The sequence below is a fragment of the Aureliella helgolandensis genome (assembly GCF_007752135.1).
Classification (GTDB): Bacteria; Planctomycetota; Planctomycetia; order Pirellulales; family Pirellulaceae; genus Aureliella; species Aureliella helgolandensis.
In genome coordinates, this window is record NZ_CP036298.1 from 7,367,279 (window position 1) to 7,389,860 (window position 22,582).

The 22,582-nt window shown below is 55.4% G+C and carries 16 protein-coding genes and 1 tRNA gene; 6 read left to right on the forward strand and 11 right to left on the reverse strand.

Going from position 1 to position 22,582, the window contains the following annotated elements; genetic code table 11:
• Positions 1-4 precede the first annotated feature (4 nt).
• Positions 5-580 (reverse strand): methyltransferase domain-containing protein, encoded by a 576-nt coding sequence (locus Q31a_RS26045; protein ID WP_145084601.1) that lies wholly within the window; start codon positions 578-580, stop codon positions 5-7.
• 518 nt (positions 581-1,098) lie between these two features.
• Here Q31a_RS26045 and Q31a_RS26050 point away from each other — a divergent pair.
• Both Q31a_RS26050 and Q31a_RS26055 read left to right on the forward strand, forming a co-directional pair.
• Complete coding sequence (locus Q31a_RS26050) at positions 1,099-1,383, forward strand: DUF485 domain-containing protein (protein WP_145084604.1); 285 nt, start codon at positions 1,099-1,101, stop codon at positions 1,381-1,383.
• Positions 1,380-3,374 (forward strand): sodium/solute symporter, encoded by a 1,995-nt coding sequence (locus tag Q31a_RS26055; RefSeq protein WP_145084607.1) that lies wholly within the window; start codon positions 1,380-1,382, stop codon positions 3,372-3,374. The genes Q31a_RS26050 and Q31a_RS26055 overlap by 4 nt, the downstream gene beginning before the upstream one ends.
• Positions 3,375-3,464: 90 nt before the next feature.
• Here Q31a_RS26055 and Q31a_RS26060 read toward each other — a convergent pair whose 3' ends face one another.
• Both Q31a_RS26060 and pdxH read right to left on the reverse strand, forming a co-directional pair.
• Positions 3,465-4,361: a hypothetical protein gene (locus tag Q31a_RS26060; RefSeq protein ID WP_145084610.1), complete on the reverse strand. Its 897-nt coding sequence runs from the start codon at positions 4,359-4,361 to the stop codon at positions 3,465-3,467.
• Positions 4,362-5,284: 923 nt separating this feature from the next.
• Complete coding sequence (pdxH, locus tag Q31a_RS26065) at positions 5,285-5,932, reverse strand: pyridoxamine 5'-phosphate oxidase (RefSeq protein ID WP_145084613.1); 648 nt, start codon at positions 5,930-5,932, stop codon at positions 5,285-5,287.
• 210 nt (positions 5,933-6,142) lie between these two features.
• Between pdxH and Q31a_RS26070 the strand changes: the two genes are divergently transcribed.
• Together Q31a_RS26070 and Q31a_RS26075 are read left to right on the forward strand one after the other, a co-directional pair.
• Positions 6,143-6,727, forward strand: a complete 585-nt coding sequence (locus Q31a_RS26070) for a YqgE/AlgH family protein (RefSeq protein WP_145084616.1) — start codon at positions 6,143-6,145, stop codon at positions 6,725-6,727.
• Positions 6,728-6,813: 86 nt separating this feature from the next.
• Positions 6,814-7,155: a cold-shock protein gene (locus tag Q31a_RS26075; protein WP_145084619.1), complete on the forward strand. Its 342-nt coding sequence runs from the start codon at positions 6,814-6,816 to the stop codon at positions 7,153-7,155.
• A gap of 223 nt (positions 7,156-7,378) precedes the next feature.
• On the opposite strand, the gene Q31a_RS26080 is transcribed toward Q31a_RS26075, so the two are convergent.
• The 8 genes from Q31a_RS26080 to Q31a_RS26115 all read right to left on the reverse strand — a co-directional run bounded on the left by Q31a_RS26080 (position 7,379) and on the right by Q31a_RS26115 (position 20,557).
• Positions 7,379-9,523, reverse strand: a complete 2,145-nt coding sequence (locus Q31a_RS26080; RefSeq protein ID WP_145084622.1) for a hypothetical protein — start codon at positions 9,521-9,523, stop codon at positions 7,379-7,381.
• An 11-nt stretch (positions 9,524-9,534) separates the two neighbouring features.
• Positions 9,535-11,964, reverse strand: a complete 2,430-nt coding sequence (locus Q31a_RS26085; protein WP_145084625.1) for an ABC transporter substrate-binding protein — start codon at positions 11,962-11,964, stop codon at positions 9,535-9,537.
• On the reverse strand, positions 11,964-15,428 hold the full coding sequence (locus Q31a_RS26090) for an outer membrane protein assembly factor BamB family protein (protein WP_145084628.1): 3,465 nt from the start codon (positions 15,426-15,428) through the stop codon (positions 11,964-11,966). Before Q31a_RS26090 ends, Q31a_RS26085 begins: the two co-directional genes overlap by 1 nt.
• Positions 15,429-15,473: 45 nt before the next feature.
• Positions 15,474-16,217, reverse strand: a complete 744-nt coding sequence (locus Q31a_RS26095) for an ExbD/TolR family protein (RefSeq protein WP_145084631.1) — start codon at positions 16,215-16,217, stop codon at positions 15,474-15,476.
• A 14-nt stretch (positions 16,218-16,231) separates the two neighbouring features.
• Positions 16,232-16,723: an ExbD/TolR family protein gene (locus Q31a_RS26100; protein WP_145084634.1), complete on the reverse strand. Its 492-nt coding sequence runs from the start codon at positions 16,721-16,723 to the stop codon at positions 16,232-16,234.
• 206 nt (positions 16,724-16,929) lie between these two features.
• On the reverse strand, positions 16,930-17,580 hold the full coding sequence (locus tag Q31a_RS26105; protein ID WP_145084637.1) for a MotA/TolQ/ExbB proton channel family protein: 651 nt from the start codon (positions 17,578-17,580) through the stop codon (positions 16,930-16,932).
• A 405-nt stretch (positions 17,581-17,985) separates the two neighbouring features.
• On the reverse strand, positions 17,986-18,915 hold the full coding sequence (locus tag Q31a_RS26110) for a hypothetical protein (protein WP_145084640.1): 930 nt from the start codon (positions 18,913-18,915) through the stop codon (positions 17,986-17,988).
• A gap of 10 nt (positions 18,916-18,925) precedes the next feature.
• Positions 18,926-20,557, reverse strand: coding sequence for a hypothetical protein (locus Q31a_RS26115; RefSeq protein WP_145084643.1), 1,632 nt, complete (start codon positions 20,555-20,557; stop codon positions 18,926-18,928).
• 498 nt (positions 20,558-21,055) lie between these two features.
• Between Q31a_RS26115 and Q31a_RS26120 the strand changes: the two genes are divergently transcribed.
• Together Q31a_RS26120 and Q31a_RS26125 are read left to right on the forward strand one after the other, a co-directional pair.
• Positions 21,056-21,128: transfer RNA gene (locus Q31a_RS26120), tRNA-Phe, on the forward strand.
• Between the two features lie 120 nt (positions 21,129-21,248).
• The gene (locus tag Q31a_RS26125; RefSeq protein WP_145084646.1) at positions 21,249-22,430 is read left to right on the forward strand and encodes a tyrosine-type recombinase/integrase; all 1,182 of its coding nucleotides are present in this window, start codon (positions 21,249-21,251) and stop codon (positions 22,428-22,430) included.
• Positions 22,431-22,582: the final 152 nt, after the last annotated feature.

Sequence of the window (22,582 nt, forward strand, 5' to 3'; positions counted from 1 at the left end):
GCTACTATCGAGAGGCTTCGGGGCGATTTTTTGCCGGCCGGGATAGCGTCAAACCTTCCCGTGCATCGTAGCGGAGCAGAAGCGTGTGTTTGGCACCGCACGTCCGCACAATGTTGCGGAAGACGCCGTGTTCTTCGGGCCACGGGTAAGCGTACACCAAATCGAAATCTCGCAATTCCATATCGAGCTCCCCGTAGGCATCCCGGTCGGTCACTACCGTCTTATGAAATTCGTCACCGTTGGCGAGCTGCTCATCGAAATCATCGGGAATGAATGAGCCGACGGCAAAGGTGGGTGTGGCTGCAAAGCGCTCCGCCAACTCATCCGCCAGCGCGACCAACTCGGGCTCCACTTCGATCCCATAGGCGTCAAACCCCAGACGACTAGCCATGATGGCCACCACACCGAGCCCAGAACCCCATTCGAGAAAAGTGTGGGTTCGCTTTCGTAGCTTCCGCAAGGAGTGATGAATCGCTTCGAAATCGGCGCTCACGTAGCCATGAAAGGCGTCGTCATCCTGCCGCTGCGACCAAATACTCTCCGCCTCATCCCACAAACGCAATAGTTCGCGAGGTTGCATTTCATTGGACAATGGCTTGGCGATACAGTAAGAGCGAGGACGGGGACAGCGGCACGCGCGAGTGGACAAGCAGTGCCAGGATGAGCAGGCACCTCCTCCCCATCCGCTGCGATGAGGCAATAATTTACCACACCGCCAGGCCCCTCAGAACCGCACTTGCACCACCCAGCGTCCTCACACGGCATCCACTCACACGGCGTCCTCACACCGATGCCATCTCCCAACGCTCTTTCACCGGCGTTCTCGGCCAGCGCTGCGGATGTTCAGACAGACAAAGACGACGAGAGACCAATCGAGAGACTCGACTGGAATGCGCAGCAGCACCGTAGTATTTCTTTCCACCGCGCGTCGCGATTTTTGGCCATCTGAATCACTCGAACGTAGTGCTCGGCGTCTGTCCTAGGTGGATTGCCAACGATCCCTCGGCACAAGACTGAAGGGCGACTTGATTGCCTCTGCAGCTAAGACTAGGATGCCTGTGCATTCTTAGCCCCATCTATAAAACATAGGTATTTCCGGTGTCCAAACCGATCACGCAAGATATTAACTCACGCCTGGGCATTCAACTGTTCTTGATTTATGCCGTGTTTTATCTCGGCTTTGTGCTGGTCAATGCATTTGCCGCAAGCTGGGCGGAGTGGGAGCCGATTGCCGGCTTAAACTTGGCCATTCTGTGGGGATTTTCGCTCATCGCCCTGGCTCTCATCCTGGCGTTGATCTATGGCACGGTTTGCGTCAATGCTCCGACGACGCCCCCGAGCAATGACGCCTCGCTGGCGGGTAAAGAGGAGAGCAACTCATGATCCACGAAACCTCAACTATCGCCGTTGTCATTTTCCTAGCCTTCGTGGGTGTCACCTTAGGCATTAGTTTTTATCTGGGCAGCAAAGCCAAATCGTCCGCGGGTTACTTTACTGCCCACGGACAGATCCCTTGGTTTGTGAACGGGATCGCATTCGCTGGCGACTACCTATCGGCCGCCTCGTTTCTCGGTATTTGTGGGATGATCGCCTTCTATGGGTACGATGGCTTCCTCTACTCGATTGGCTATTTGGCGGGTTGGATCGTAGCTTTGTTCGTAATCGCCGAACCGATGAAACGGTTGGGAAAGTTTACCTTCGCAGATGCTCTAAATGCCAACTACAACTCGCGAGGCATTCAACTTGCCGCTGGCATCAGCACGCTGGCCGTGAGCGTATTCTACCTGATACCGCAAATGGTCGGGGCTGGCGTGCTCGTCCAACCACTTCTGGGATACCCTCACTGGGCCGGTGTTACCATCGTGGGCACCGTAGTGATCTTGATCGTAGTCACTGCAGGCATGGTGTCCACCACCTGGGTCCAGTTCCTCAAAGGCTCCTTGCTCGTACTCTTCAGCGCGATCCTAACGGTCGCGATCCTGCAGCGTGGATTTGAGGTCACCGACGGCGGTATTGATGGGTATGAATTCACCAACCTGACGCTTCAAGCGGACAGCCCACTCGACGAACAGCTTGCTGCCTTGGGGCATCAATTGCAACCACTCGATTCCGACTGGTTGGAGACGCCCTATGTTCGCATCCAAATGAACGACCAACGCAATCTGGTTTTCCGCAAACAGAATTCCGAAGACCCTTCAGCAGTCCTACTGGCCGAATGCCAAGAGGTTCGCATAGCCTCCGATGGTCAGACTTGGATCAACGGTGAGCTGAGAACCACTGATGAGGAGGCTCCACTAGGGAGTTCTGAAGAAAGTTCTGGGGAAGAGCGCAAGCAGCCGGCGCTACACCCGGTGGGCACTGTTTCGGCATTGCCCAACGGCGAAGAATCGACCGGCCCCATTGGGCCCTTGTCGTTCTTCAAAGTGCTGAGCAAGAGCCAAGTCGTCCTGTGGGGTAGCGATAAGCTAACCTCTTCCGATGGCAGCAGTAGCACTATTTATTTCCCCAAGCCAACGCCGGGTTCTCACGTGCTACGTCCCGGGGAGCACCCTAAATTTGCGGGAATACGGCAAGACGACGTGTGGCCCAAACTCAACTTCCTATCACTCATGCTGGCCCTGTTTTGCGGAACAGCGTCACTTCCACACATCTTAATTCGCTACTACACGGTCAAGGATGCATCCGCAGCTCGCAAAAGCACCATTGTGGGAATTGCCACCATCGGCTTCTTCTACATTCTGACGCTCTATCTTGGGCTGGGGGCGATGACGAGCGGCGCGATGGACGTCACCAACAGCAACATGGCCGCTCCGCTTCTTGCCCGCAGTATCAATGAGTGGCTTTTTGCAATCATCTCCGCCATTGCCTTTACCACCGTTCTGGGAACCGTAAGCGGGTTGATTCTGGCGTCTGCCGGAGCGGTGAGCCACGATCTCATGAAGAACGTAATGCGGATCGAAATGTCCGACTCGCGGCAAGTTCAAATCGCCAAGCTGGCGTCCGTTGTGGTGGGGATCATCGCTATCGTGCTGGGTATCGTCTTTGAGAAAATGAATGTGAGCTACTTGGTGGGCTGGGCGTTTAGCGTAGCAGCCTCAGCGAACCTGCCTGCCTTGGTCATGCTGCTGTTCTGGAAGCGAACGACCAGTCAGGGGATCATCGCTGGCATTTTGGTAGGCATGTCGAGCTCGCTGGCCTGGATCCTGCTCAGCTCGGATACTTTTTCACAGGTGTACAGCCTCGAGCGGCCCGAATGGCTAGCGATGCTGGTTCCGTTCAGTCAGCCTGGTATCGTCACCATCCCCCTCTCGTTTATCGTCCTGGTCATCGTTTCCCTGATGACCAGCAAGACGGGATCGGCAACACCGCAGTAGGCTATTCCCCTATGAAGCGAACGGTGCACTGTCGACCGCGTAGCCAGTTGCCACAAAATCGCGGCAACTGGCTGATGCTTCTCTATTTACCTACGCCGACTTATTGTGGCGAGATCGCCTACCAGAGACTAAGCCTAGGCCACTCAAAATCGTCCAAACTGCTAGCGTTGTTGGCTCTGGAACGGAATTCAACGCTATCGGCTCAACGCTCAATTCCACAAAATCAAACGCGGTGTAGGGTTCGTTGGCTGCGTTAAAATCAACCTTTGCGTATCCGTCGAATCCGGCAACAGTTGTGGTATAGACTTTATTGAATTCCAGAACTGCATATGCTGACTGAACCAAACCGTCTTTTTTACCAGCCTGACGGGTAAGACTAACGATTGTGCTAGTGTTGTCAGCGAAGGTAACTTGCACATTGGCAGGGGTTACATCGTAGTCTCCAAAGACCAGATTCAAGAACACATCTGTACCATCCAAGATGTCTCCCACGGCTACGCTGTAGTCGAACACAAAGCCTGGTTGATTGGGCAACGAATTTGATGGTGCATTCGGAAAGGCACCACCTGCTCCGGATGTATTACTATCCGCATTGTAAACCAGCCCCCTTGAGCTCGAGCGGTCATAACTCTGCGACAATGCAATGTCGGTGTATTGCGCCCCCGTAGAACCATTGTCAATAAAACCAGAGCCTGTCACGGAACTTCCGCTCACTTCGGCGACACTACGGTTGTCAAAATCGTCACCATTTCCAGTTGCTAAGACCCCGTTTCTGTTGAGATCGGGGAGAAGATCTCCAGTACTCAGGACTCCACCTGTGCGATTCGCTGCCGCTCCATCGGCCCCCTGGAAGCCCGCTGCATTTCCATAACCAAAACCATCAACATCACCGATCCGAATGGCAGTAAATACCCCGGCAGCTGCGCTGCCAATGTTTGCCGCAAACGCGAGTGCTAGGCATGAATGAAACAACAAAGTATGCCGCATAAATATCTCCCCAATTCGTACTTAGGTACTGAAACGTATGGCTATCCTCCACTGAACAAAAAATTCCATTCCTCCCCAGACTAACCCCCCTCACGAAGGATTTCAACACCCTAACTAAGCACTACCTGAGGTATTCCAGCAAATCCGCAACGACGAAACCGAACATAAAGAGGACGGGGGAACAGTAATCGCAAGACCTCCCAACTCGTGCTAGGTTACGGAGGAGCAGGTGCATGTGGCCTGGGCTGAGCGAAAAACAGTCTCGCGAGTTGACGCATAATCCCAGCTTTGTAGGCAGGTTCGAGCCCCCTCACCCCGGCCCTCTTCCCCAGAGTACTTGGGGAGAGGGAGGAAGTAATTTGTGTCGCTTCGATCCGGTAACGATGCCTAAACTGCCTATTGGGATACATGATCGTCAGCCCCCCCGGGCCGTGGCCGCCCCCTCGCTTCCAACGCGGCTTGGCGATGGATTGCGTTTCCAATCTTACCGCGAAGGCACCGTCCCCAAACACCTTGCTGCCAACCGCTTTTCGGCCACCGCAGCGCACTCGTAGCGCGGCCCCCCGGGCCGTGTTCGCCCCCACATTCAACCACGGACTATCAGTGAAGAGCGTTTTAGTTAACGCGAGAAGGCAGTTCCCCAATCACCTTGTCACGACAACCACCCATCCTTGCTCACCGGGCTGTTGATTTAATCGCAATTTGAATTTTAACGCGGAGGTTGCGTCCTTAATTGACTTGTAGCGGAGGTTATCTTTCCTTGCTCACGCGGCGGGTTACTATTTCAACAGCCCGTCACGTGGCGGGTTACGGGTTCGGTCAAGCCAGTGAGTGGGGGCAGATACGCATTTGTTTCACTCGCTGCAGCTTCGGCGCGGTCGTGAAGTGGCCGAGGGCGATCCCCCCGCTTCAAGCCTAGATGGTTAGGGGGCGATACGGAAAGTCTTCCAGGATTGCGCGTCTTGCAATTCGTAGACGATACGGTCATGCAGGCGACTGGGACGGCCTTGCCAAAACTCCACGCGATCGGGCCTAAGCAAATAGCCGCCCCAATAGTCGGGACGCTCCACGCGTCCCTCCCCTACGCTCTCAGTTAGTTCGGTCATCGCTTTCTCAAGTTCATGACGATCGGCCACCGGCTGAGACTGAGGGCTAACCACCGCACCAATCTGGCTCGACCGCGGACGGGCCTGAAAGTACTCATCGCTAACCTCTGCCGACGTCCGTTCGACACGGCCCTCCACGCGAACCTGCTGCTCCAGATGTGGCCAGTAGAACACTAGACTCGCAAAGGGGTACTGCCGCAGCTGCTGAGCTTTGGAAGATTCGTAATTGGTAAAGAACGCGAACCCCTCCGACGTACACTGTTTGAGCAGCACGATGCGGGAGGTGGTCCGCCCCTCTCCGCTGCAGGTGGAGAGGGTCATTGCATTGATTTCTAGCCAAGGGGTGCTATTGGCCTCTTGGGCGCGTTGGAACCAAATCTTGAATTGTTGGATTGGGTCGCTGGCAACATCCGCCAATTCAAGCGAATTTTCCTGATAGTTGCGCCGCATATTCTCGATTTCCATCTATTTTCTCCACAATGACTGACAATCAACGATCGGTTAAGTCGTAAGCTTGAAGGTGTCCCATGTCAACGCGATCCTCCGCAGCGGCCACCACTCTTATCCCCATTTTGGCACACTTATTGCTATTAAGCATCTGGACCGGTTGGCCAATTGCCAGCCTGACAGTTCCGTATTCAATCCATTTGAACTGAGGATCTGAGTAACCAAGAGATGACTAATCGCTTACCACAAGAGATACAGTATTGTTTGGCAGGGCACTTGCTCGTGGCAGCCCCGGCCTGGGAGCATCCGTTTTATGGCCGCTCTGTGTGCCTAGTTGTCCACCACTCTCCAGATCAAGCAGTGGGCATTTTCCTGAATCGACAACTCCCCGTCACCGCGGATGGCTTGTGGAAGCAATTGTCGGGAGGCCAAGCCGTAGCAACTCGGCCAACCTTGAACTTTGGCGGCCCCCACTCGGGTCCCATCATCGCCTTGCACGATCAAATTCAGCTGTCCGAGCACGCATGTGCCGAGGGGGTCTACTGCACCGCTCAATTGGAAAACCTGAAAACCCTGGTGAAGACTCCAAGTCAGATGCATTTCAAGCTAATCGTCGGCCAAACGGAATGGGGCACCGGCGAGCTTGATCAGCAGTTTGCGGCCGGCAAATGGCTCCCGCTCCCAATCTCCCCCAGTTTGGTATTCGAAGAGGCGGAGTATTTGTGGCATCGAGCCCTCCGAACGGTAGGGAATAGCCTGGTTGCCTCGATGACGGGCGTTTCAGGTCTACCCTCAAGCGTCTTGGCAAACTAAAGTTGTGGCCGGGCGGACCAACACCATTCACCGCTTGTCAATCTTTGTTCAAAATCCCTAACACGAGCGTGTGAAGCGAGTCCACGATGCGAATTGGCCAAGTCGTCAAAGTCATACCCGAAAAGAAGATCGGGTTCATTCACTCCGAAGATCTGCACGAAGATGTCTTCTTCCACTTTTCTAAGGTGACGAAAGTCGGCACCTTAGATTTGCAGGAGGGCGATGAGGTCGAGTACGAAATCGATGAACTCGCCAAGCTCCAGAAACAGCGTTTGCAGGCCACGTCCGTGCGGCGTTCGGTGCGCCCTCTGGCCATGCGTCTGCAGCCCAGCGACGCGCCCGAATTGAAGGCCCACCACCACCCCAAAGCACGACGCCGACGTCCCACGTGGCGCGACAAAGAAGACCCTAAACAAGAAGATGTCTGAGTTGGCTAGTGCATTGTCAACACTAAAAATTAGGGTCTAGCGAGCGTTCGGAAAAAGGTGTCCGACACCAAAAGTGCAAAGCACCCGAAGGGCCGTTCCGGCTTTTGGTGTCGGACACCTTATTTCCGCGCAACCCGAAAATTAAACTTTGAAAATGCACTAGCGAGTCTTTCCCCATCCCTAAATCGGTCCAGGAAAAGCAACTCTCCTCCACCAACTGGCTCTACCCGTCGCCAGCTGGCGTTTGCGCCGCAGGAGTCGACGAAAAGGCCCGAATGGCTTGCTCACTTTCGCTGACCAAGTTGTCTTGCATGAATTTCTGCAGCATATTGCGAGTGGATTGGAACATATTGTCAATGCGTCGCTTTGAATTCGACGGAATGGTACGGACCGATTCATCCAACATGCGACGCTGAATTGCAGACAATTCATCGGCCATTTCGGTGTAGGTACGAAGTCCTCGCAGTTCGTTCATGGTGTCTTGAGCTTTGGCAAGTTCACCATCGCGCAGATAGATTTTGATCTTGGCTGACAGTAAATTCCGCAAGCCAATCAGATCGAGAATATCGCCTTGAAACCCCTTTACGAAGGCTTCGGCCTCCAAACGGCGGCGATCGTCCGGCAGACTTGCCACTTCGACCCTTTTGAGTCCCGGTACCATCGGCAATTGCGCCAGTACGCTATCACCATTCTTGATATAGATTTGAAGCAGGGGCGCTCGCAGCTCGATTTCGAATTCAGCCGTGTCTAAAACTTCGACGATTGCTTCGGAGGAGCTCTCCGCTGCATCGAGATTTTCCGTAGCTGTTGGAGATGTTTCGGTAGAGGTGCCCCCCACATCTGCCAATGCCTTCTCAGCTGCCGCTTTTTCGGCAGCCAGCGACTCTTCCAGCTCCTTCTTGGCTGCGGCAGCTTGCTCGACCGCACGCTCGGATTTTAGCTTCTCACGCTTGATTGCCGCGGGAAGAATAACGCTTGGTGAATCCGGGATCGGTACCGTAAAGCGACCGCGCCAATCGGTTCTTCCCAAGTAATTAAACTGTCCGGAGAGAAGATCGCGTTGGTAGATAAAGCATCCCGACTGCGTCTCCTTGGTTCCGCGCACTTCGACTTGAAGATCGGTCCGCGCGACTTGCGGGCGAACTCGCAGAACAACTCGCTGAGTCCGGCGGTTCTTGCGTCCCTGCAAGCCGGGGCCTCCGGTATACGAATAGACGTTCGCTTGCAGTTTGACCCCATCGCCGGCGGTGACAGCCGCAAAGGTCCAAGGAAGTGCTTCCAGCAAGGTTGGCACTCCGTTGCGATCGTCACGACGGATGATTGGCTGCAGGACATCTCCGGTAACCATGGCGGCTGGGTTGGATTGATCGAGGATTAAACCACCGGCCTTGAGCAAGAGTTCGGCAGTGGTGGCATCGGCATCTTCAACCCGAGCCACCGGTGCAAAAGCCAGCGGGAACAGGGCAGCGGCGACGTGCGCTGCTTGCGACCATTCGGCACATTCGCTCTGAAACATAGGTCCCAGGTACTGCATCGGACAATCGAGCTCTCGGAGCTTCAATGTAAATCGTGCATTCTCCACGCCAACCATTAGATAGAACATTTTATCGTAACTGCGCAGCACGCGATCGGACTGCCAGGGCAGCATGGTAACCAATGGTCGCATCTGCTCTTGAACGGCGGGTAGCTGAGCTCTTGGAATAAGTGCACAGTTAATGGCATCTGCCTGAAGCTGTGCCAACAGTGCGTCGCTCCCACCTTCAAAGACGACACTCTTCCCCAATAGCTTCGAAGCGGCTTCCGTATCCTCTGCTGCGACGTATCGCGAGGCTGCCAGCTCAAGCATCTCTAAGGTCTCGCGGGCGAGGTACACACTCTCTACCGCCTCCAGGGCCACGTCAAAGGTCCGTAAAGACTTGGTCTCCTCTCGCGCTGTTGAAACCACGAGCACGAATTCCGCATCCTGCAGATCCTCGAGCGTAAACCCTTCGAAACGCCGCCCGATCGCACCGGCAACCTCCGGGGGCATCGAGGACACCTCCACTTGCCAAGCAGCGCGGAAGGTTCGTTCGAGTTCATTGGCAAGCTGTGTTTGAAATTGCTTTCGTGCCATTTCTGAAACGGAAACATCCGCCGAAAACGCACATTCGAGCTTCACCACGTAGGGTGAAAACTCCCAGATTTTCACATCGGCCATGTCGGCCGCTAGGAGCACAACTCCAGGCAACAGGCACCAAGCCAGCAAGCACCCTACCGATCTTCCAAGCCACTGGAACATCGCCATAGAGCTCTGCCCGCTGGTCGGCGAACGACCATGAACAGCTTGGTAGCCCTGAGGCGTTCGGCGCATTCCATCGTTATTGTTCATCTGCAATTTGCCTAGCGTCCCAAAGTTTTCTCAATGCCCAAATTTACGCGCCAGGCATCCACATCTTGGTAAAGCGATACGGGGCGTCCCTCCAGGCCTTCAACATAGCGGCTGACCGCAAATCGATCGGTCACTTGCCACAGAGGCAGAACCGGCAAATGATAGTCGATCAACTGGTGCAAGTTTTGCATCGCGTCGCGCACCTCACGCCAGTTCCGAGCCGCTCGCAACTGTTCGAGAGCTTGGACGATAAAGGGATTATCGCTCGTCGCTATCCCGTCTCCGCCTAACAGTCGTTCGATATCGGTGGCAGGTTCCCACATGGTAGTGATGACGTAGACAAAATCGCATTCGATCGATTCGTCCACGGACTCCCCTGGAGGCAGCACCAGCATTTCCGCTGCGATACCAACGTTTTGCCATTGCTGAATCATTCCCTGGACGGCTACGCGGGCAAATTCAAAATCGGGGCAAGCGATCACTAACTGTTTGCGTTCGGGGGTCGGCTTATGCTGCTTCTCTGCCGCCTTATCCAATTCCTTTTCGGCCATGACGACCAGCAGCTTGGCCAACTGCGGGCTGTATTCGATCGGTTTGACTTCAGGATTGTAAGCGTAAGCTAGGGGATCCGACTCGCCATTGCCAAGGGGAAACGGCCCACTCACCAGACGTCCATCATCCCAATCTTGACTATTCAGCAACTCACCGGTCAACATCGCTTCGCGATTGGTAGCATACAGCAATGCCCGGCGAAACTTCGTGTTCTGCACATAGGGATCGTCGGACACGGGAATCAACATATGTGTCGTCGGCAGAGAGTAGGCGGCTACTCGCAGACGCGGGTCGGCAGCTAAGCGCTTCGCATCTGCTGGATAGAGTTGGTCTAGCAAATCGATTTCGCCACGCAACAGATCGTTTACGGCAAGCTTGGGATCGGTGTAGAAGACTTCCACAATTTCGACCGGGGCGCCACGTTGGGCAGCTGCGGGGCGGATTTTGAAGGAAGTCTCCGTCTCGTCTTGCGTCGCAATACGATACTCGCCAGGCAGCTTTGATTCCTGGGGCTCGGAGGCATCGCCCTCGCCGGCGGGAATCGTCCATTGCAACAGTGCATGGGGCAGAACGTTCGGTCGCTTTAACTGGACCAGCACTTGCTGGCTGGACGGGACGGACACCGATCGAAAGATAGCAGCCCAGGATGCATCATAATCGTCGCTATCGAGTTCCGCACGTTCTAAGAGAATCTGTGCCAAGTCGTACGCGTTGATGTTACTTTCCAGACTCGGGTCAAGGGAAAGAATCAATTGTTGTCGATCGTCACTCAGTGCGTAAGTGCCGAGTGCGAATCGATACTTCCCTCCCTCGGGGCCACTCTCCACAAAATCGAACAGCGACTGGTAGACCAAGCTCCCAGCGCGGCGGGCGGGCCAATTCACTAAACTGGCCGGATCTAATTCTCGGCTGCGTTGCATCACGCCCACGCGTACCATGGGATGGATCCGATTGATCTCATTGATCAAGTCTTGCGCTTCCTTGAGATCGGGCAAGATGCTCAGCATGTCGACCGCCGCCTTGCGTGCGGCGCGGTAATCCTGAGCTTCCATCAGAGCCACCGCTTCACGGCGTTTGGCCTGCGCCATCGCTTCGAGCTTTGCCTGCCATTGCTTGACCACCGGCAGGGACGCCCCATACTGATCATTCAGTCGCTTGAGGATCTTTTTCGCGCTCGACAGATCACCATTCTTCAAATACTCGCCCATCATGCTGTCCGCGACGCGCGACAGCGCGCCATTGACTGCAGCAGCGCGGTAGCCAGGAGCGGTTTCCTTGAGCTCTTCTAGGGCGGAGAGCGTTTGCGGGAGCGCACCCGATGTATACAGTTCCACGGCGCTGCGAAACAAGAATTCCTGCCGCAATGACTCCAGCTGCCGCATGCCAGGGTAGTTCTTCATCAAGAAGCTGAGGTTTTGAAATGCTCCGATAAAGTCCTTGTTCTCCATCGCATCCAAGGCTTGTTGATAGATCCTCTGCTCATACAACTCAACCCGTTCAATATCGCGCCACAGGACCTCATACTTGCGTTCCTGGAACCGCACCAATACGACGGGTAATTTTTCGGTTTCCTTGGGATTGGACGGTACGACACGACCGGGAAATGGGAGCGTTAGAACCTTGACACTATCTCCTCCTGCCGCCGGTTTCAACGTAATCAAGTCGAAGGGTTGCTGATCGATGAGGGGCGGTTCAACGACTTCAATCTCTTCCTGCGCAAAGCAACTCCCCTGCCCCGCTGCTCCCCAAACAACTGCCCAGGCGACGCACATTGCGCACAGCCACTGCAAGCGTGCTGAGCGGGGCCATTGACGCCAGATTGCTTGCGAACGATTTCGAGAATCGCCCCCAGTCCCTCGACCGCGTGAGCGGTAGTTAAGCTCTTGCACTACAGCCCCCCTTCAGACGCTGCGCCGCCCACAGACGGAGCGGTAGGAATGGGTAGAGCCAAGACGGCCCCTTCATCGCTGCCAACCAAAAATCCGGAAGACTGAGCAATCGGGGCTGACGTGAATGCTTGCCGTGCATCGGAACTCCCCAGCACGTCACCTTGCGTCGGATCGACCAACCACAACCCACCGGCCTGCGTTGCCAACACGAGTTGCCCTTCAGAAGTAAAGGGAGGGGCGACCAATGTCGAATTCGAGAAATCAAGTTTCCATCGCTGTGTCCCGTCCACATTTACGCAGACGATGGCAGAGTCAGTTTGCACGAGGCAGCCGTCTTCGATGGGAAACGGTCCAGCCACACGCCGTCCGAGCAGAGCCAGTGAAGCTCCCTCCTTCAAGCTGGCAGCATCAAAAAACTGCAGCAGGTCTCCCGCTCCCGACGCCTCAACCGCACAAACTTGATCTCCCATGACGCACAGTGGCCCCTCTAGCAAATTTTCGAGAGTTACTTCGGTCAAGGGACGCAAGGCATCTCCAGCGCTCAATCGCACCAATTGCCCTTGGTCACTAGCGATCACAAAGGTCTGTGAGTCGGCTAGGTAGACGGGAGTATTCCACTGCACTTTTTGATTTGGCTCCAAGGTCACTTGGTAGGGGCTGGCTGCATGAGCTCCAGTGTTGGGATCGATCACGACGAATTGCCCATTGTCCAGACCGACAGCAAAATTGTCGCCGACTGCCACAGCACCGCTGCTGGGTGCACCGCTGCCAAAATTGGCGGAGAAGAGCTTCAATTTAGTGCCAGCGGGCGAATAGAGTGCCAGCTGCCCCGGCTTTGAGCGGTTGAACAAGATGGTCCTGCCGTCGGACAACACCACCGGTGCCGAAAAATCTAGCGACGGCTTGCCATCGCCTGGATTCGTGTCGGGCGAATTCACCAGACGCTGCCCATCAAACGCATAGTAAGCCCCTTCCGAATTCACGATATCAAACTTCCCTGGGGCGGGTGCCGCAATGAGGGTCACCGGAACGCCCAGATCATTCTCCCACACCGGTTCGCCGGTATTGGCCTGCACCGCCGAAACCCGCACTCCGCGGTTTCCTCGCAAGCGTCGCGTGTGCACGATAATGTCGTCGAATTTCTGGGGCGGCCCCGTAAAGGTATCGCCGTCATTCTTAATCCATGCACGCTTGAGTTTCTGCAGAGCGGGCTGCAATTCAAAACCTGTAAAGCGTGAATCGGCAACCCAAATCTTATTGCTGTCGGTGAGGAGCCAAGAGGATTGCGGACGGTAGTTGCTTTTGGGAACACTCGCCAGCGAACTGACCTTCTGGGTCTTAGCAGAGGGTTCAATATCGAGGACGATGCACTCTCCCAAGTCGGACAGGACGACGAGGCGACGTCCATCGATCTGAGGAGCAACGACAATATTCCCGCTCACGGCAAATGGTGTTTGACTCTCTTTTACGATAAGCCCGGCGTCATCCAGTTCAAACACGCGTACCTGTGCTGAATCGCTGCCACCATTTTCAAATACAAACAGTTGTCCCAGCAGAACAACTGGCGGCACGACAATAGCCCCGGCCTGGTTGTCTAAGTAGTAAACCTGCTGACAACTTCCATCTTTGCGGGAGATGACATACAGATTGCTGTGTTCTGCGGGCAAGTACAAATTAGATTTGCCGCGCGCTACTCCCGGAGAAGCTGGGACGCCTTGAGGTAGTTTGATCGCCCACTTCGTCTGCCCCCCGACACTATCTAGACTCAAGAGTGAACCGTCGTATGTTGCGACAAATAGATCCTCATCCTCCACCACGGGCACATGCACCGGATGCCCAAGTTCAGCCGACCACACAATCTCGCCCGATTTCCCCTCCAACCGAGAGACGAGTCCCTGCTCAGGGTCGCAGAGCATCACGTCGCTTTCTTTACTTGGACTAAGCCGGACGGGATCGCTTTTGAAATCGCTTCCCACAAACTTACGCCACCGCACTTCGCCAGTTTCACCATCGAGCGCATAGACGGAGCCTTTAACCTTCACGTACACGATCCGACCGGCAAGCTCGGCGGCTGGACCACCACTTCGATTGGCCAGCACGATCCGGCCGCCGCTTTCGGGTTCAATTCCAGCTGTCGACAGCTTGGGATTCAATGAACTCGTGGTCACCAATGATTGCTGAATTTCCGATGCCTTCTGAACGCGTTCCATCAGCCCTGCATTGGTTAGGAGCAGGGGGTAGGTCCGAGTCAATTCCTTCCTCAGTTGGTAGGCGCCCAGTACATCCTTGGCAGCTAGTTTTTCATCGATAGCTTGCAGCGCACTGGCGAGTTCCTCATCGCGATTGATCTCTCGCAGAATGCGTTTGCGGTCTTCGTGGATGCGCAACAAAGTCGGTGCTTGCTGATCTCGTTGAGCGTTGCCGACGAATAGAGGATTTTCGATCATCTCCAACAGCTTGCCCATCTGGTCCATCAGATCCTTTCGAGCCGCAGTCTCTTCGGTTCGATCGGCCCGTTCATTGAACTTGGTGGCTAGTCCCACTAGCGAGCCAGCCAGATCCGATTGCTGATCGCGCATGGCGGGTTCATTGGCAACTTGCGGCAAAACGGCCTGAGCCGTCGTGAGGCCGATGACGGGATCGGGGGCCCCTTCCGCATCTTTACGCACCGCGGCTAGCGCGGCCCGCACGCGCGCATACGAGACATTTTCGTTCGTCGTGAAAACGTCTGCAAATTCCTGATACATCTTGGCTGCCTGGTCGTACGAACGCTGTTCGTAAGCGTCGTCAGCTCGCTGCAGGTTCTTCTCGGCGTTGCCTCTCCAAAAATGCCGCACCAGAAAGAAGCCAGCCACGCAAACGAGTGCGAGTGCCAGTCCAACTCCCAGGACGCGAAAGGAATCATACGGATTCGCAGCAGAGGCGGCAGGTCGTTTTACAACAGCCTTGCTACGCGGGGGCGTACTCTTCCGATCGGCATGAGCGGACTTGCTTTTCTTGGGGGTGGACACCTCAACCGCTTCCACCACTTCAACGACCTCGACGGCATCCACCAGCCCAACAGGATCGGCAACTTCCTGCCCATCGTTCACCTCTTCGACATCGCCAGCGGCAACATCAATCGGTTCATCTTCGTCGTCCACAAACACCGCTGCCACATTGGAGGCAGCCGACGCATCGGGCTGCTCATTGTCCGCAGGAGCGAACCCCAACTCCTCATCGACCGATTCCGACGCTTCGCTAGATTCGGCATCTTGTGCTCCATTATCACGGATTTGCGTGACTAACTTCGTCGCTTGAAATTTCGTTAAATGCCCGTTGTCGACCAGCAGTTTGGCCAACAACTCAGGAGTCAACTTCGTGCGACTTTCCCTAACCTGCCTGTACAACTCCTCAATGATTTCAGGAGCGAGTAACTGCTGTGAGTCGAGCAATTCTATGAATTGTTGCGCCTGCTTTTGCATCGATACCAACGTCTATTTGAGAGAGATCTGTTTATAAGTTGCTGCTTAGTCAAATTGCTCGACGGTGCTTACTTCAAAGTTTGCAAATTGAGCCTCGCGTCCGGCATCCAAGGCAGCAATCACCGCTCCGTGAATGCAATCTTCATGCGCTTGAATCACCAGCTTGACCGGCTGGCTTCCAGGCGTTCCGCCAGAGTGCGCCTCGTTTAGGGCAACGATCAAATCCTGCTTACTGCCACAAATCCGGTCCCAATCAGGAGTAATAATATTGTAGGCGTTGAATTCATCGACTTGCACCGTTACCAGATCCTGTTGATCTTCTGGATCTGGAGTCACTTGCGTGCTCGGGTCTTCGGCGCGCGGTGGAGGGCGTGGAATGCTCTTTTGTACGCTAAAGGAAGCGGTAATCATAAAGAAGATCAGCAGCAGAAAGGTTACGTCGACCATCGGCGTCATATCCATATCCTCCCCCGCAGGAGGCTTGGGACGAACAAAGTTTGCCGAGTTGGCGGCCAGCGCACGCTCTTCGGCTGCCATGCGATGCTCAATGCTCTCCGCCGACTCAACTTCCTCAACGACCGACGCGGTCGTCGTCTGCTTCATAACCGTAGCGAGTGCAGCCAGCTGACGCTTATGCTCAGCTCGCTCCCGCTGCTCTTCATCGATCTGTGCTTGAGAGGGCAATTGCACCGGCGCACCGCAAGCTGGACAGGCGATCTCGCGTCCCAGCAAACGCGGATTTGCCGCCTTAACAGCCTTACAAGCAGGACATTGAAATCGAAGCGCCATTACCGTTGTTACCCTTAGCCTTGTTCCATAACCGCTATGTTGATCATCTGCCCCTCTTCCATCGACTCTCCGATCGCCTCACTAACGCGTCCTATCTCGCCATGCCGTACCGTCTCCTCGGCGCGAATGATCACATGCTTCTTGCCAGAATCCAATCCCTGCTGAATGTACTCCGCCACTTCCGCGTTCTGCTGTTCAATATCACTTGAAAAGGGTGTGCCATCGGACTTCTGAACCTCAGCCTCATCTCCTGTTCCACGCTTCATAATGACGATCACCGACTCTTTGGGCGACACCAGTGAACCATGCTTGGCAGGCGGCAGGGGGACCGCTTGCTCGGCAGTCATTTTTGAGGAGACCAAGAAGAAAATCAGCAATAAGAAGGTAATATCAATCATGGGAGTGATATCCAACTCATCGTCGCTCGTCGGTGCGCGAGGCTGTAGGAACTCGGTACTTTCGTCCTGTTCATCATCAACATAGGGTTCTAGAGTCGCGTTGGACATTCGATTCCCATAACTAGGATGTAAGACTAATTCGTAGATAAGATGCCGGACCTACGATCCATACCGTTGTCTAGCGATGCGGTGGAAAAAGTAACGGACGCCCCAGGACCGCCAGGCCCTCTCGCCGACCAATGCTTGGTGGAGCAAGGAAGCCTCTCAACCGCCTCCAGAGAGAAACGTCGCCGAAGCTCCTAAAGTCTGGGAACCTAAGCGGATCTCTTTTCTCGACGAGCTAATCCGATGCGAAAGGCTTCCAGGAAACGCGTGACACCCGATCCCACCAATTCTTCCATGTGGCGGATTCGATTGTTCACGGCATTGAGCGCCATCACCAAGGGGATAGCGATGCTCAGCCCGATGGCAGTGGTATAAAGTGCCACATTAATGTCTTTTGCCAATTTCGTGGGCTCAACACTCGCAGCAGACGCCAGCGTCGCAAAGGCGCCAATCATCCCAGTTACCGTACCGAACAAGCCGAGCATCGGAGCGGTCTTCACCACCGTGGTGACCCAGCTAATATTGTTTTCTAATTCAGCCAACACGTCGCGACGAAAGCGTTCGGTTAGCAATTGCTTCACCTTAGCGTAGCCCAGATGGCGGTTCTGGACGCCCAAGCTGACTAACATGGCGACAGCTCGAGGATCCCCCTCGCAGGCCTCTTCGACCGCCTCGAAATTGCCGGCCTGCAAGTCGGCTTCGATAGAATCCAAGAATGCATCCTGCTCTTCCTCCGTCTTGAACCACTTCTGCCCAACTCGCGTCCATACGAGCAAGCAACAGTAGGCGCCAAACAGAGCAACGGCAGCCAACGCACAATAGTCAGCGAGTCCAATCCAATCGTAGACAGTCTGCGGCATCGAGGCATATCCCTATGGGGCTGATTGATAATCTTCTTAGAAAAGCTTCGTGCGCCTTCAACGAAAAGTCCCAAGTCAAGCATGGCGCAAGCGGCTTGATTCGGTTCGTAACCTGCCGCATAACGGCTTTGTTAATCTCTTTACCCTCAGAACACTTAACGCTCAAACCACCCCCAAACGCTCTCCGCAACAGGTACCACCCCTGCCTTGCTTACGCGGCAGGCTGCGATCTCCACGAATCGCACAGCTTCGAGCAAGGTGTGGTGCCGAAATCCAATGAGGTGTCTTAGCGTACAAACCGCAAGGGCCGAATTTCCATAATAACCTCGCTGCCTTACTAGCGGGACTCTGAGCACTCGGAATTGCGGATGATTTCCAGCAAACCCTTCCCTTGCCCGTGCGATTCTATTCTTTGGGAGTCCGATAGCGTTGCTCGATCACGACGAACTCGTAGCCACCGCCGGCGGCAGGTCGTGATTCAAAAATAGTCTTGGCCACCTGCTTAATGGTGGTCTTCCCCTTGTCGAGAAAGTAGCGTTTCTCCGCCTGCTCCAATGCTCCCTCTAGCGATTTGGGAATGAACTTGAGAATCTGCCGACCTTGAGTGCGCACCCCCGCCGTCTCTAACAATTGGCGATCAAAATCTTTCAGTGGGTTTTCTTGGCGCCACATAAAATAGAGGCGTCCAGTCTTATTTTCGTCGGCGCTACTGCCAGAGCGACTTTGCGGAGAACCGGTGAATCGCGAGGCGTAATCCACCGTCTTGACCCCGCCGCCAATCGAGGCGAGTTCGATCTGGTAGAAGTCGAGCTGCTGAGCGTACGGAGCCTTGCCCTTCGCTAAGAACTTGAGATCCCAGCGTTCAAACCGCGGCACGATATCATCCCCTTCCCCCAGTGGGCCCGGCGGGCGGCTGTCACCACGCCCCGAACCGCTACTATCGCTCGCCGAGTCCGAATCGACGGCGTCGAGCGAGGCTGCTACGCTAGTAGCCGCCTCGGTAACCGCCTCCAGCGACTCTTGCAACGTCGGCTCTACCAGCTCTTCGACCTCCTCGGCTCCGGGAGGTTCAATATCCCGCTCAAATCCTTCAGCATGGTCTCCTCGACCCGCAATCCGCTCCTCTTCAATGATCAGCTCACCGGGGCTCCACGTAAAGGTTTGAGTCAACCACACCAGGAGCAGTAGAAAAACGAGCATCCCGAGGACGACCAAGCCTGCCATCAGCAAGCTCGCGACCATATCGACCCGTTGGGTGCGCAGGCCCGTTCCGCCGCGCACTTCACGACTGGGCACCGGCTTCTTCGACTTCCCCTCGTCAACAACACTACTCATGTTCTGCCCACTACCGGTCAATAAAAATATAGTCTGGCCGCAACCCTAGGTACCAATTCTTCCAGTATGTCTCCGCTGCATCACGCTGCTCGGGAGTCGGCTCACTCCCCAGCTTGCCAGCGGTCAATTTGCGACTCAACAAACGCAAACTCTCCTCTGCGATCATCGGTACATAGGGATCTGGATCCGACAACGCGAAAATCAACTCGGGCGCTTGATCCAAGTCGTCACTTCGCCCCAGCAGCTTGGCAGCTACACGGCGGGCACTCGCATCACGGCTCACCAGCAAGCGAGATAATCGGGCCACTTGCTCCTTACGCTGCTTGGCATCCGCCGCCAACTGTAGATCCTTGGGGAGCAAACCAACTTCCACCCCAGCCGCTGCCTCTCCTTCTAACATTTCCAAGAGATTCTGCACACTCGTCTCGGAATCGCTTACGATCCGCTCCCCCACCATCTTGATGGTACTCACGTCATCCGGCAATCGATAACCACCAAAGGTCACGCCCTCGTCAAGCTGACCGATGGCCTTTTGCGTACTGCGGATGAGAAACAAGATCGCAAAGGCGGTCTCGGTGCGCGATGACGTGAACTGCATTGCCCCACCGGCACTCCCCCACGATCCATCCTCCCCCTGCATCCGAAGCATGTCTTCCACGCCCGAGTTGTACCAGTCAGGGCTCTTGTTCTGCTTGTTCTCAACGATCTCCCAAAAGCTTTCATAGCGTTCTTGGGAATAACGCCAGTAGAAAAACCAGGGCCCCGAGTGAGGCACGGTCGCTTGATAGCGTCGCGCGGCGGTCACCACCCCCTCGATATCGCCTTTGCTCAGCGAGACTTCTCGCCGCTCTTTCCGAATTTTTTCAATGAGATCCACGCGCACGAATGCCGCCGGGATCCCCTCGGTGGGCAAGTTCCCCATCTGCCGCTTGCCATAAAATCCGAGCAAGTCCGCACCGATGATCAAGGCGCCGATCCCGGCCGTCGAAAGCGATTTGGTTACCCCTTCTTGCTTCACCACGCGCCCGTTGCCGAGAACCCCTTGGTAGCCCCAGCCGCCGGAGGGATCCACCGTGGACCGCAGATAGTTAATTGTGTCCTCCACCATTTGTACGGGAACCTCCATGCCGACCTGCTGCATCGTCCACAGCGCCAGCACGACGTACTGGACCTGAGAGGTGTCGCCGGTGGGTTTCCCAAGATAGCCAAAACCACCGTGCGGCTTCTGAACCTGAGCAAACCAGTTAAGTACCGTATCCAATTGCGGCCGGTACTTCGATGCATCTACGCTGGCTAGTAGAATCGCCGCGACAGATGCCTCGTAGACGATCTTGGATTCCCCACGTTCTCGGTACCCCGGCAGGGACCTCACAATTTCCAGGGCTGCAGCAACTCCGTCCTGCACCACGGCCAGCCCCGCATCACCGGTTGCTTTGTAGACGGCATAGCCGGCAATCAATCGAATACCAACCTGGGTATCGTGTACGCCGGGAGTCACCTCCCCCGAAACGAGATAGGCCACGCCACGATCGACCATCGCCTTCACCTTGGGGTGCTCTGGAGAATACTGCGCACGAACGGCTGCGGACTGGATACAGAACAGGGCGGTTAGCAGACAGGCCCAAGACTTCCGATTGAACATTTACCCCAGACTCCAATACAGACCAATCTCCTCGGGCAACTCCAACCTTCCAAGATCGAACTGCCGGGCAGGAACGCAGGCCCCCCCAAGTAAATAAGGCACCTGTGCCCGTCCGCCAGTATAATAGGCTCACCAGCCCTTGTCCCGCTAAAGGCAAGACTCTCAAGCCAAACAATCGCAAAACCCAGACTCGATCACGGCCGGTCCTTAACAATAACAATGCCGTCATCCGCCATAGGCGATAGGAACCCGGAGTCCAGGAACGTCCTGGCACGCTGGCGCGTCCAGGGACTTAGGTAGGCTCCCCCATCCTTAGTCCGAATTATACGCATCATGCAAATCACCTGGACAACCCGAGCAACCGCAGCCGAGGAGAGCAATTTCGATTTCCGCAGACGGGAATTCGGCATGTGTAGTTGACAGAGTGACCGATGAGAAATAGCATTCTTGCATCGTCAGCAAGGGGCCGCTTTGGCGGCACCCCTGCCAGATGAGGTTGGCCAGGTAGCTCAGTTGGTAGAGCAACGGATTGAAAATCCGTGTGTCGCCGGTTCGATCCCGGCCCTGGCCACTTGCCTTTTTATCAAGCGATTCGTTGACCAAACGTAACCTCAGAGCCTTCTGAGAGCGCTGCTTTTTAACTTCCGAATTTCGGTAATTACCGGATTTGGCATTTGAAAGGAGCGTTACCATGCGAACGAACCCGCCTTCTTACCGCAAGCACAAAGCCAGTGGCAAAGCCGTCGTCACCCTCAACGGACGCGACCACTATCTAGGAAAACACGGCTCCGCAGACAGCAAGCGAGCCTACGCCCGCCTAATCGCAGAGTGGGCAGCCTGCCAAGAATCCCCAACCTTTGGAATTCAGTCGCACGAAGTCACCGTCAAGCAACTGATCGCTTCCAGCCTTTCCTACCTCCGCAAACGCCACGGTAAAGGCAAGAACAGCGAATACCACCGCGTTCTACCAGCCTACGCCGCCCTAAAAGAGCTATACTCGGATCTAGAGGCCATGAAGTTCGGCCCACTTGAGTATCGTGCGGTCCGACATAATCTCCACAACGGGACGAGAAGCCGGCAGTACATCAATACCCTGATGAAGCGGGTGCGATCCTTATTCCGCTGGAGTGCGAGCGAGGGAATACTACCGGTTTCAATCTCCCAGACACTCGAGACCGTAATCCCATTGCGCCCCGGCGAAACACCCGCCAAGGAAACGAAACGAGTCCTACCGGTCGCCCAGGCTCACGTCGATGCGGTTCTAGCAGTGGCACCTAAAGTTCTAGCCGACATGATTCGCGTGCAGCTTCTGTGCGGTTGCCGGCCGGGAGAGGTGTGCCAACTGACTCCCGGCATGATCGACCGCAGGGACGAAGTTTGGATTGCAACTCTCGAAAACCACAAGACTGCCTACCGCGGAAAGCAGCGGGAAATCTTCTTCGGCCCTAGAGCTCAAGAAATTCTGCTGCCTTACCTAGTTCGAGCCGCGACCAGCCCGATCTTTTCCCCGGCCGAAGCGCTCCGCCAACGGCTTGAGGAGCGAGCCCAGAACCGCCGGACGCCGAACAACTGTGGAAACCGTCCAGGCTACACCGCCAGAACTCGCCGGGGAGGAAAGGTAACCTCCACCCCACCCGGCGATGCTTACGAAACGGGGAGCTACGGGCAAGCCATTGGCTACGCATGCAAAAAGGCCGGCATTCCCAAGTGGTCTCCCAACCAACTCAGGCACCTAGCAGCAACGCGTCTGCGGGAGCAGTACGGTCTCGATGCAGCACAAGTCATCCTAGGGCATTCGGAGGTTACTGTAACTCAGATCTACGCGGAGCAGAACCGCTCGAAGGGAATCGGAATAGCCCAACAAGCCGGCTAGAGCCATGCAGAATGCCACCCAAACTCGCGGAAAAAGTGGGAAAACGCGAAGCTTGGGCTCGCCTAGCCGAGAGAACGCCAAGGCATCGCCACTGCCGAATGAGGCGAATAGCTAAACAAAGCAAGGCGAAACTACCAACCAATCCTGGCCGA